The sequence below is a fragment of the Candidatus Methylomirabilota bacterium genome (assembly GCA_028870115.1).
GTDB lineage: Bacteria > Methylomirabilota > Methylomirabilia > Methylomirabilales > Methylomirabilaceae > Methylomirabilis.
Genome location: JAGWQH010000003.1, coordinates 1 through 12,249, shown reverse-complemented (window position 1 = coordinate 12,249; position 12,249 = coordinate 1). Strand labels below are relative to the sequence as shown.

General features: G+C 58.6%; 9 protein-coding genes. 5 read left to right on the top strand and 4 right to left on the bottom strand.

All coding sequences use genetic code 11. The features are described from left to right. Positions 1-2: 2 nt before the first annotated feature. From KGL31_00095 to glgP, 4 genes are all read right to left on the bottom strand, one after another. Entirely contained in the window at positions 3-2,411 is a 2,409-nt protein-coding gene (locus tag KGL31_00095; GenBank protein ID MDE2320316.1) for a 3-hydroxyacyl-CoA dehydrogenase/enoyl-CoA hydratase family protein, read from the bottom strand. A gap of 78 nt (positions 2,412-2,489) precedes the next feature. Continuing rightward, on the bottom strand, positions 2,490-5,204 hold the full coding sequence (locus KGL31_00090; GenBank protein MDE2320315.1) for a UPF0182 family protein: 2,715 nt from the start codon (positions 5,202-5,204) through the stop codon (positions 2,490-2,492). Between the two features lie 39 nt (positions 5,205-5,243). Then, positions 5,244-6,476, bottom strand: a complete 1,233-nt coding sequence (gene bioF, locus KGL31_00085) for an 8-amino-7-oxononanoate synthase (GenBank protein MDE2320314.1) — start codon at positions 6,474-6,476, stop codon at positions 5,244-5,246. Between the two features lie 66 nt (positions 6,477-6,542). Further along, the gene (gene glgP / locus KGL31_00080; GenBank protein MDE2320313.1) at positions 6,543-8,246 is read right to left on the bottom strand and encodes an alpha-glucan family phosphorylase; all 1,704 of its coding nucleotides are present in this window, start codon (positions 8,244-8,246) and stop codon (positions 6,543-6,545) included. 354 nt (positions 8,247-8,600) lie between these two features. On the opposite strand from glgP, the gene KGL31_00075 reads away from it, so the two are divergent. The 5 genes from KGL31_00075 to KGL31_00055 all read left to right on the top strand — a co-directional run. Then, positions 8,601-8,858 carry a translation elongation factor-like protein gene (locus KGL31_00075; GenBank protein ID MDE2320312.1) on the top strand — a complete coding sequence of 86 codons (258 nt, stop codon included), beginning with the start codon at positions 8,601-8,603 and terminating at the stop codon, positions 8,856-8,858. Between the two features lie 215 nt (positions 8,859-9,073). Then, positions 9,074-9,676 carry a TetR/AcrR family transcriptional regulator gene (locus tag KGL31_00070; GenBank protein ID MDE2320311.1) on the top strand — a complete coding sequence of 201 codons (603 nt, stop codon included), beginning with the start codon at positions 9,074-9,076 and terminating at the stop codon, positions 9,674-9,676. A gap of 163 nt (positions 9,677-9,839) precedes the next feature. After that, complete coding sequence (locus KGL31_00065) at positions 9,840-10,121, top strand: transcriptional regulator (GenBank protein ID MDE2320310.1); 282 nt, start codon at positions 9,840-9,842, stop codon at positions 10,119-10,121. 196 nt (positions 10,122-10,317) lie between these two features. Further along, positions 10,318-10,683, top strand: a complete 366-nt coding sequence (queF, locus tag KGL31_00060; protein ID MDE2320309.1) for an NADPH-dependent 7-cyano-7-deazaguanine reductase QueF — start codon at positions 10,318-10,320, stop codon at positions 10,681-10,683. A 402-nt stretch (positions 10,684-11,085) separates the two neighbouring features. After that, a partial coding sequence (locus KGL31_00055; protein MDE2320308.1) for a TonB-dependent receptor plug domain-containing protein occupies positions 11,086-12,249 on the top strand: 1,164 nt, incomplete at its 3' end.

Below are 12,249 nucleotides of genomic sequence, written 5' to 3'. Positions count from 1 at the left end.
TCTTAATTTCTCAGTGGCTTGCCGGTCTTCAGCATATGCTGCATCCGCTCCTGAGACTTGCGTTCACCGCATAGACTGAGAAACGCCTCCCGCTCCAGATCGAGGAGATGCGCCTCGCTGACCAGCGTCCCTGATACCACATCGCCGCCGGCAAGGACGCCGGCCAGCTTCCTGGCGATCAGCTCGTCGTGATCGCTGACGTAGCCCCCACACTTCATATTATACAACTGCGTGTGGACTGCGGCGATAGCGCGCGTTCCCAGCACTTTAATATCATCTCTTGGCCGGAGGGGAGCATATCCTTCGGCCACCAGGCCAAGGGCCACCTGCTTTGCCTCGTGCAGCAGGCGATTCTGGTTCATTGTAACGCTGTCGGTTCGCCTCAGATATCCGAGCCGCTGCGCATCCTTTGCGCTTGTAGAGACCTTGGCCAACGCGATCGTCTCAAAGGCATGGCGGAAGAACGGCAGCAGATCCACCTCCGCCCCGTCCGGGATCCCTTCCAGGCTTCGGAGCAACATCTCCTTGCAGCCGCCCGCGGCCGGGATCAAGCCGACGCCCATCTCAACGAGCCCGATGTAGGTTTCGGCGGCGGCGCGGATCCTCGCGACGTGCAGGCAGATCTCGCACCCGCCGCCGAGGGTCATAGAGAATGGAGCCGCCACTACCGGCTTCTCGAAAAGCTTGAGCGCCATGTTGGCATCCTGGAAGGTCCGAACCATCAGCTCGATGTCGTCCCAGTTTTCCTCCTGGGCCTCGAAGAGGAGCGCCATCAGATTCGCGCCGACGCAGAAGTGCCGTCCCTGGTTCCCGATCACAAGAGCGTCAAATCGCTCAGCGCAATGCTGCAGGCTCGTCCGCATCATCTGGAGGATATCAGGACCGACGGTATTGTTCTTGGAGTGGAACTGCAGACAGGCGACCCCATCTCCCAGGTCGAGAAGCGACGCGCCGGGATTGCGGGCGACCACCTGCTGCCGCTCATGCAACGATTGGAGATGAATGATCCCGGGTCGCTCCGGGATCTTAACCTGTTTGACTGCACCGAGGTCAAAGACGTACTGCCGTCCCGCCTCCCGACGATAGAAGCTGCGCGCGCCGCTCTGAAGCAGCGCCGTCACCAGCGGGGGAAGGGTCTCACCCTCTTGCGCCATCCGGGCGCTTGCCTTCTCGACTCCCAGCGCGTCCCACAGCTCGAACGGTCCCAGCTCCCAGCCGAGGCCCCACGTCATGGCGTGATCTACGCTGATGATATCATCGGCAATCTCAGGAATCCGACGCGCGGCGTAGAGCAGGGTCTCGCGTAAGAGCGGCCACACATAGTGCCCGGCGCGGTCATCGGCATAGGTGAGCGTTCGAAGTCGCTCCGCGTGATCCTCGATTCCCTGGGCCATGTCGAGTGAGGGGAGGGCAATCGGACGCTTGGGACGGTACTCCATCGTCTTATAGTCGAGAACCAGGATCTCGTCGCCTTCGATCCCCTTGACCCGCTTGTAGAACCCTTGCCCGGCCTTCTCGCCCAACCAGCCGCGTCTCACCAAGTCCAGGAGGAACGGCGGAACAGTATAGATCGCCCGTTCCTGATCGTCAGGGAGAACCTCAGCGATATTGGCGGCAATGTGTACCACCGTATCGAGGCCGACCATGTCGGCAGTCCAAAACGTGGCGGTCTTGGGACGACCGATGGCACTGCCGGTGAGCCGGTCTACCTCCTCAATTGAGTAGTCGCCCTCAACCATGAGTCGCATGGCGGTGAAGAAGCCGAAGATGGCAATCCGGTTGGCGATAAAGTTGGGGGTATCCTTGGCGAAGACGATCCCCTTGCCCAGCGTCCGCTCGGCGAAGGCGGCCACCTGCTGCATTATCTCGGGTGATGTGTCTGGGCCGGGGATCAGTTCGAGCAGCTTCATATATCGCGGAGGATTAAAGAAGTGTGCGCCGAAAAAGTGCCGGCGGAAGTCGGCAGACCGCCCCTCGGTCATTTGCCGGATCGGAATCCCAGAGGTATTGCTGCTGACGAGGGTTCCCGGTCTGCGGTAAACTTCAATCTTGGCAAAGAGCGCCTGCTTGATTTCAAGCCGCTCGGGTACCGCCTCGATAACCCAGTCGGCCTGGGAGAGCCATTCGAGATGATCTTCGATATTGCCGATGGTAATCAGACCAGCGTCTTTGGGCGAGAAGAAGGCGGGCGGGGAAGCCTTGAGAGCGGTTTCAAGACCTTTGGCGGCAAGGCGGTTGCGGAACGCTGGGCTGTCCCTGGTCAGCCCTTTGCGCCGATCCTCCTCAGTCAGCTCAGACGGTACGATGTCAAGCAGGAAGGAAGGGATACCCGCATTCGCAAGATGAGCGGCGATGCCGCTCCCCATCACGCCCGCTCCCAGAACCGCCACACGCCTGATCTCTGATGGCATCCTTTCTCCGATTGATTCATGTCATTGCGAGCCGTGGGCGAAGCAATCTCACCGTCTCGAAATGACGGGTGCGAGCGGCTACTTCCCGGCGCGGGCGCGAAGCTCCTTCAGCGCAGATTCCAGCCGCTTGACCTCTTCGCCGTAGCCGGCGAAATTGCCCTGTCGAAGGAGGTCCTGTGCTCGCGTGTAATGGTCGTAGGCGCGGGTCGCCAGCATTTTGAGAGAGCTGTCCACCTCCGGGGGCGCCGCTGTGCCAGACGGAATCCTTGCCTCAGCCGGCCCCCTGGCCGCGCCACCAAAGACTTTGGCCAGGGCGGCGTCGAGGCTCTCTTCCATGGCGATCTGGCTACCATGGGCCACGATGATCCGTTTCAGCTCTGGGAGCGACCCGTTCTCGGCCGCCAGGTAGAGCGGCTGGACGTAGAGCAGCGACCGTTCGATCGGGATGGCCAGCATGCTGCCTCGGATCACGGTAGAGCCGCGTTGGCTCCACAGCGAGAGCTGCTGCGAGATGAAGGAATCCTGGTCGATGCGGGCGTTGATCTGTCGCGGGCCGTAGACCAGCTTTGCCTTGGGGAAGTTGAAGGCGATCAGCTTGCCGTAGTGTGGCGGGTCGCTGCGGGCCGCGAGCCAGGCAATCATGTTGTCTTTCTTATTTGGCGTAAACGGCAAGAGAAGGATAAACTCTTCCTTCGTTTCGCCCGGAAGCCGCATGATGGTGTAGTACGGCTCCATCTCAGCGGGGATGCTCCAGAGATCTTCTTTGTTGTAAAAGACCTGGGGATCCTGCATGTGGTAGGTGTTGTAGAGCCTGGCCTGGATGTTGAACATCCCTTGAGGGTAGCGAAGATGGGCCTTCAGGTCGTCCGGCATCGCGTCGAGCGGTTGAAACAGTCCAGGGAAGGCACGGTCATAGGCCTTGATCACGGGATCGGTGGGATCGGCCAGATAGAAGTTGACGCTCCCGTTGTAGGCGTCTACCACCGCTTTGACCGAGTTGCGGATATAGTTGCCTACGCCGCGGATCGGTTCGGAGTATGGGTACATATCCGAGACGGTGTAGGCGTCGATGATCCAGAACAGGCGGCCGTCCCGAGCGATGACCAGATAGGGGTCCCGATCGAAGCTCAAAAAGGGCGCCGCCTTCTGGACCCGCTCGGAGATCTGTCGGTAATACATGATCCTGCTGTCTGATGTCAGGTCTTGCGAGAGGAGGATCTTGATGGTGCCGAAGCGGGTCGCGAAGAGCAGTTTTCGTCCGAAGGACGTGAGCGGCACGCCACCCTGGCCGTTATAGGTGCTATAGACGTTCTTTTCGCCCGAGGGGTAATCCAGTTCCTGGGCCTGCGTTTTGACGATGACGTAGTCGTTGGCGAGCTCGCCAAAGTAGATTTCCGGGCGCGTAACCTTAATCGATGAGGTTGAGACAGGCGGGATGTCTTTGATCAGGAACTCCGGCAGCCCCTCCGGGGTGATCCGGTTCACTGGCCCGAGGACGACCCCGTAGCCGTGGGTAAAGATCAGATGCTCATTGATCCAACTCCGGCCTGGGAGATTTTGATACGACATCTCTCTGGCCGAGAGCATGACCTGCCGATACTCGCCATCGATCGGGTACCGATCGTTGTCCACGTCTACGAACTTGTAGTAGGTCCGGATCTCCTGGAGCTGGCCGTAGGTCGTGAGTAACGGACGGTGATCCCAGAGCCGGATGTTCTTGATCGTCGGATCGTTGCGTCGCAGGTCCTCCCGTGTCAGGGTTTCCTCAGCCGGAAACTCTCGCTCATCGATCCGGTCGAGTCCGTAAGCCTGGCGGGTGAAGCGGATGTTGTGACTGATGTAAGGACTCTCTGCATCGATTTCGTTCGGGACGACGCGGAAGCGCTGGATGAAGCCGGGATAGAGACCCAGGCCGATAATGCTGGAGACGACCAGCATCCCGAGGCCGACCAGGACCAGTCTCCAGCCGCGCTGGAAGATTTGAGCCAGACAGAGGAGGGCGACAAAGATGGCCAGGACCGTCAGAAAATTGAGGGCCGGGAGGTTGGCGTTAATGTCGCTATAGCCCGCGCCGAAGACCATTCCGCGAGGGGAGTACAGGAGTTGGTAGGTGTCGAGCCGATATCCAACCGCCTTAATCAGGAACAGCACTGCGCCGAGCACGAGCAGGTGCGTTCTCGCCAGGCGGGCGATGATGGGTCCCCGGGTCGTGATCTGTATGCCCCGAAAGAGGAGGTAGGTCAGGGCAGTCAATATGAGGGTCAGGACGACCGAGGTGATCAACCAACTGTACACGAAGGAGAGGAAGGGCAGCTTAAAGACATAGAAGCCGACGTCCGTACGAAAGATCGGATCTTGAATGCCAAAGGGTAACGCGTTCGCAAAGCGGATGTAAAACTCCCACGCGGCGGACCCTCGGAATGCCGAGAGGACTCCGAGTCCGAGGGCGCCGGGGATTAAGAGTGGGCGGAAGTACGGTTCGATGACCAGGCGACTGGGGAGCCCGAACCGGTCCTCCACCTCGAGGAGGACATCGGTAGTGGTAAATCGGCTGGCCAGGAACAGGTTCACGTAGACCAGGACCGAGAAGGCCAGGCCGAATGCGATGGCGAGCGTCAGTTGCGTCGTGAGGATCGTCAGAAAAACCTTGGAAAGCTTGACCTCCTGAAACCAGAGCCAGTCAGAGTAAAGAGGAACTGTCTGGCTTGCCAGGACAAAGACAACCAGCAAGAGGAGCAGGAAAGCAAGCTGCCTGCCCTTGAGATCTGAACTGCTTCCACTGTGTTGCGCCAAGACGCCCCTCCTTTTTACCGGGTCAAGGTCGTGAGTGAATTAAATGAGCGCGAGGGCCCGCCCCGCCCCGCCTAGAGCGGTTAGCGCGATATCCAGATCTGCCTTGCTGTGTGAGGCTGTTACGATGAGTCGGATCCGTTCGGTTCCGCGCGGGACGGCAGGATAGCGGATCCCTTGGGCAAAGACGCCGCGGTCCAGCAACTCTTGACAGAAGCGCATGGCGCGCTCAGGCTCTCCAACGATCAGAGGGATGATCTGGGTCCCGCTTGAGTTGACCTCAAACCCGATCTCGCGCAGTCCTGCCCGCATGTGCCTGGTGTTGTCCCATAACCGCTGCCGCCGCTCAGGCTCTTGCTCCACGATGGTGAGCGCCTCGAGTGCGGTTGCCAGCACCGCGGGAGGCAATGCGCACGTGAAGATGAAGGGTCTGGCCCGGTTGATCAGGTAGTCGATGACTGTGCGGTTTCCGACCACATAGGCGCCAAAGCCGCCCAGCGCTTTAGCGAGGCTTCCGGTCTCGATGTCGATCCGGCCCAGCACGCCCGTCGCCTCGGCGGTCCCGCGTCCGGTCTTACCCAGTACGCCGATGCCATGGGAGTCGTCCACCATCGTTACGCAGTCGTAGCGTTCCGCCAGTCCGATGATCTCCCCTAATGGCGCGACGTCTCCATCCATGCTGTAGAGGCCATCGACCACGATGAGCCGTCGCCTGGCGGAGGTCTCTTCCCTCAGGAGGTCCTCCAGGGCGGTGAGGTCGTTGTGCGGGAAGATGCGGACCTGAGCTCGCGAGAGCCGACAGCCGTCAACGACGCTCGCATGGTTCAGCGCATCACTGAACACCACGTCCTGAGAGTCCATCAGGGCGGAGATCACGCTCAGGTTGGCTTGATACCCGGTGCTGAACAGGAGGGCCGCCTCGGCCTGTTTGAAGCGGGCAAGCTGTTCCTCCAGTTGGGGATAGAGATCGTGATTACCCGAGATCAGACGGGCGGCGGCGGCGCTGCAGCCGTACCGCATGGTAGCCTGACAGGCGGCGCTCTTCAATCGCGGGTGGCAGGCCAGGCCAAGGTAGTCGTTGCCGGCGAAGAGGATCGCTTCTCTACCGTCCACGCGAATTCGCGGGCCCTGTAGACCGTCGACCTGTCTGAGCCACCGGTAAAGGCCCTCGGCCTTGAAGCCGTCCAGTTCCCGCTGAAGCGACTGGATCATATTGTTGCGCAGATGTAGAACGTCACGGGTTGCCGGCATCTTCGTTTCTTCAGCGGAGATCATTGTCTGGGCATTATAGAGCATGCATGAGTGGTGAGCAACCGGAACCGGCGGCAGGCAGTCTGCCGGCTACTGATCTCGGTAGGCGTGGGTGACGTATTCGTGGATCATCCTGTCCGTATTGAAGAAAGAGGCGTTGAGCGCAATAGTAAATCGCATCAACTCCGCCCATCGGATGGGGTCGCCGTGGTAAATGGGTAGGATCGTATCCTCCAGCTTACAGTAGAGTTCCTCTGCGTCCTTGTCATCCCGCCTCTCGAATACCGTTCCGTAATCTCGGGAACCGATGGCCCAGCCGGTTACGCCTTCCACGGGCACTTCTAACCACCAGCCGTCGAGAACGCTGAGGCTCGGTACCCCGTTGTGGGCCGCCTTCATCCCGCTGGTCCCGGATGCTTCATATGGCGGCTGCGGTGTATTGAGCCATAGATCCGTGCCTGAGGTGAGCAGCAGACCCAGTTCCATATTGTAGTTGGGCAGGTAAGCGATCTTGACTTCAGGCGCCAGCTCTTTCGCCCAGCGGAATATTTTTTGGATCAGCGCCTTTCCCTCTTCATCTTGGGGATGCGCTTTTCCGGAAAAGATCACCTGCAACGGGCCGTGCTGGACCGAAATGCTTCTGAGCCGCTCCCGATCGTAAAAAAGCAGATCCGGGCGCTTGTAGGACGTCGCCCTCCGTGCGAAGCCGATGGTGAAGGCATGATGATCAAAGGCTATGTGTACCGATCTGTTGACCTCTTTGATCAGCAACTGCTTCGCCTCGTCATGGGCCTGCCGAATAGCGTCGAGGGGAATGCCAAGCGCGTACCGCAGGAGGAAGCTGTCCTCTCGCCAATCCGGGGTATACCGATCATACAGGGCGCGAAATGCCGGGGCGGTCCAGGTCGCGGAATGGACGCCGTTGGTGATGGAGCCGATGACGAGGTTGGGAAACAAGGTACGTGACACCTCACTGTGCCGTTTGGTTACCCCGTTCACGTAATCGCTCAAACGGAGTGCCACGCATGTCATGTTGAGCGAGCCGTTGCAACAGCCGAGAGCTTGCACTGCCTCCCACTGGTCCGCGTTCAAGACGCGTTGGGCCAGAGCAAGAGAAAACTGATCGTGGCCGGCGGGAAGCGGTGTGTGAGTGGTGAAGACGCAGAGGTGCTTTACCAGATCGATGGCGTCCTGCCGCCGCTCCGGCATCTGCTTGAACTCCTCGGCAAACAACTCCAGGGCCAGCAGGGCGGCATGGCCTTCGTTCATATGGAACCTGAACACCCGGGTGTAACCCATTGCTCGCAGCATGCGCACGCCGCCCACCCCGAGAATGACCTCCTGACACAGGCGATACCGCTGGTCGCCGCCATACAGGTGGTCGGTCAGCGTGCGATCATAGGGATCGTTGGTGGGCAGATCGGTATCCAGCAGCAACACAGGAACGACGGCGCCTGATGCCCCGGTGATCAGGTACCGCCATGCGCGCACAGTGACCTGCCGTCCCTCGATCTCTACCTGGCATGTGCTATCCGTGAGATGGAGGAATTGGTCGACAGGCCACGTTGCCGGCTCCTCGTATTGGCGTCCCTCTTCATCGAGCCGTTGAGAAAAGTAGCCCTTTCGATACAGCAGCGTCACACCGACCATGGATAGCCCCAGGTCGGCAGCGCTGCGCAGCATATCACCCGCCAATACACCAAGCCCTCCGCTGTATGTGGGCAGAGGGCTTTCGAGTGCGACCTCCATAGAGAAGTATGCGATAGTTCGCGGCGCGAGTTTCTCAACTTCCATAGATCTGTTGTTCCCCTCCTCACCGTCCAAGGGGACAGTGGAGCATGGACAGTGTCTCCCGTTCCAGGGCTCGGGATTCAGCAACTTCGCGAGCCCATCAACCTCCTTAATAATATCACAATTATCAAATCAGTAGGTACTTTTGTAATCGTCACATCTTTATCTTGCGATTCTCATGACTGAAAGTACCGCTGGAATTGATGTAGAGCACCTCCTCGATCCGCGGCCCCAGGTGTTTACCATCAGGGGCCCTGGGGTGATTTGACTCCTTTTCGAGGCCGCGATATGATGAAATCACTTTAAGAAGAAAGATTTGGAGATCTTGGGCATTGTGATGGTGGGAGGAGGAAAGCCATGGCAGAGGTCAAGGTGGGTTACGTGAAAGAGTATTTTGCCAAGGTGGGGGTAGCCGCAATTGAGATCACCGAGAGTCATCTGGTGGTGGGTGACACCATTCACATTAAGGGCCACACCACCGAATTAACCCAACGAGTGGACTCGATCCAGCTCGAGCACCACGCCCTGCAGCGAGCCGAACCGGGCCAGTTGGTCGGGGTCAAGGTCCCCGAGCGCGTCCGCCCGCACGATCAAGTCTTCAAGGTCACGGAGTAGGGAACGGCCGCCAGATAGAAGCAGCCCGCCTGTCAAGTAGCGCCGTCTTCCGTAACGGTGGTGTGCGCAGTAATCGGCTTGCCTCTCATCACGCTTCAGCTTGGATTGCGGAGAACAATAGTTGACATTGTTATTGGTTCGAGTAAGTATGTAAGTGCTTACTTATTGAAAATGTTGTGGTCACCATGTGTGCGTCAACCGTTCGAGGACTCACAATGAAAGAGCGTTTGAACGCCGAAGAGCGCCGGCAGCAGATTGTTGAGGCGGCGGTAAATCTGTTCTCGCGGAAAGGGTTTAGGGGGACCAGGACGCGCGAGATCGCAGAGGCTGCCGGCATCAGTGAGGCGATGATCTACCGACACTTTGCCACCAAGCAAGAGTTGTATTCCGCGATCATCGAAGCAAAATCCGCGACCGAGGAGTTGCTGGCGAGCGCAGCGACGGCCGCGCACAGGAAAGATGACGCCGGGGTCCTTCGAGCGATAGGCCTGAAGATGATCGAGCAGACGGTAGCCGACCCGAGCCTCATGCGGCTCCTGCTGTTCAGCGCCCTCGAAGAGCACGAATTGTCCGATATCTTCTTCGAATCGCGAGTCAAAAAGCTGCATGAGTTTCTGAGCAACTATATTCGTAAACGGATCGAAGAAAAGCGGTTCCGGTCGATGAATGCGCTGGTCGCGGCACGGGGATTCATCGGGATGATCGTGCATTACCTGTTGATCCATGAGCTGTTCGGGATTAAACGCCCTCCCCACTCCTCTCCGGAAGAGGTGGTAGAGCTGTTTGCATCGATCTTTCTGAAGGGAATCGAGCGATGAAAAGGCGCATGCTCCCACGAGGCGTTTACCTGTCGTTTGGGCGCTCACTGGTTCTTTCGGCAGCCGGTGGTCCACCAGGCTAAGGCCAACGAGGATGAAGGTAAGCGGGTGGTCGAACAGGTCGAAATGGGACATAGGGTGAAGCGTTAAGCGAGGGCCAAAGGTGGAACTGACGCGGCGGCAGGAGATCATGACGATGCTCCGGGATGGCGAGTGGACGCTGGACGAGCTGGCCAGGAACTTTGTCGTATCCAGGAAGATCATTATCGACGACCTCGAGCATATCGCTCGCTCCGTTGTCCAACCATCCCGTCTGCTCATCCATTCACCGACCTGCGACAATTGTGGCTATCGCTTCAGGGGTCGATCCAGATTCAACGATCCCTCTCGGTGCCCGAGATGTAAGAACGAACACTTACGTCCCCAACGCTTCCGGATTGAATAGGGGCGCCTCCCTGTAAGCACCCTCACGTGGTTGGTCAGCATGTTATAGTTGTGAGGTGCCGGCGAGTCCATATGCTAATAAACGCGCATTGAATGAGTGCCATTGCGAGGGAACGCAGTGACCGAAGCAATCTTACCTAAGACGAGATTGCCGTGTTCCTTTCAGTCGCTCGCAATGACCACGAGGGAGAAAAGCGGTGGGAACCCAATCGTCGAAAGAACTCGAAACATTTCTCAATCCTGAACCGGGGCGCGATTATGAAATCCATCTGACCTGCCCAGAGTTTACCTGCCTTTGCCCCCGAACCGGTCAGCCCGACTTTGCGACTCTCACGCTTACCTATATCCCGGATCGGTTATGCATTGAATTGAAGTCGCTCAAGCTTTACCTCTGGTCTTTCCGGAACGAGGGACACTTCCACGAGGCCGTTACGAACCGTATTATGGATGACCTCGTCAAGGCCTGCCAGCCCCGCTCCATGAAGCTGATCGCCGATTTTTACGTTCGCGGCGGCATCCACACGATTATTACCGTTACGCATCAGGCCCACGACCGTCGGTGACGTTGCGGCCAGCCATCGGTTGAGAACCTATGCCACTTGAGTATCTCGCCTGGCGATAGCCACACTGTCTGCAGATAAACTATTCAGACTCATCCCTCCCTGCGATTCTGCGCCGATACTATCAAACCCTGAATCATATTCCGCTATGAGGGCAACACCAAAGACTGCGTCGGTGTTATCGATGGTATAAGAGAGTTAGAAAAGGTTTGACATAATGCGCTTGAATACCCTAGTATTTCGCGTCTTTGACTTAAACGTGACGACTCCGAGAAGATAATTTCGAGATCTGCGGCGAACTATATCGGATAGGGCACCTGATGATTGGGGAGGTTGAGGGACGCCGGTCCTGTATATGGGGATCGATCTCAGAATTGTGCGCTAACGCGGCCGTCGGGTGTAAGCGTGATCGGGGACAACCGAATGCTGTTGGAGCGAGTCAGCGTCCGGAGTTTTATGGGGAGCGTGGTGATGGCCAGAGCCGCTCGGATCCTGGTGCTGGCGGGGGGCTTGATTGGTACATGGTTCCACCCTGCTGCCGAGGCCATAAACCATCCACCTGATCTGACGGAGCTTACGCTCGAGCAGTTGATGAGCATCGAGATTACGTCAGCTTCCAAGAAGGAGGAGCGGTTGTGGGAGAGTGCTGCGGCTGTCTTTGTCATTACCGGAGAGGATATCCGCCGAGCAGGTGTCACGAGCATCCCGGAAGCGCTGCGCTTGGCGCCGGGCGTTGAGGTCGCGCAGATCAATGCTCACCGATGGGCCATTTCCACTCGCGGGTTCAACAACGCCTTTGCGAACAAACTTCTGGTCCTCATAGATGGACGGAGCGTCTACACGCCGCTGTTCGCCGGGGTCTTCTGGGACGTGCAGGACACCCTCCTCGAGGATATCGACCGGATCGAGGTCATCCGCGGACCTGGCGGGACCCTCTGGGGCGCCAATGCGGTCAACGGCGTCATCAATATCATCACCAAACATGCCAGGGCGACTCAAGGAGGCTACATCGAGACTGGCGGAGGGAACGAGGAGCGTGGGTTCGTGGGGACGCGCTACGGTGGCAAGGTGGGAGACGATCTCTTCTACCGGGGCTACTTCAAGTATGCGAATCGCGATAACCTGGTAACCGCCAGCGGCCTTGGGGCGAACGATGACTGGAGGGCGTACCGGGGCGGCTTTCGAATGGACTGGGAGCCTTCCACCCGCGATGCGGTGACGGTTCAGGGCGATCTCTACAAGGGCGATTTCGGCCAGACACTCACGGTTCCCTCGCTCCTGCCCCCCTTCTCAGCCACCTCCGACAACCAGGGTGACTCTGCGGGGGGCAATCTCCTCACCCGCTGGAGGCATCGGACGGCTGATCGTAGGGAAACCACCCTCCAGTTTTACTACGACCGGACCTTTCGCGATGAGTTCCTGAGTCGCGAGACGAGGGATACGGTCGATCTCGACTTTCAGCACCGCTTCCCCATCGGGGTGCGCCACGATCTTATCGGGGGGCTTGACGCGCGCGTGACGATCGATGACTTAACCAATAGCCCCGCGATCACCTTTACGCCGACCCAC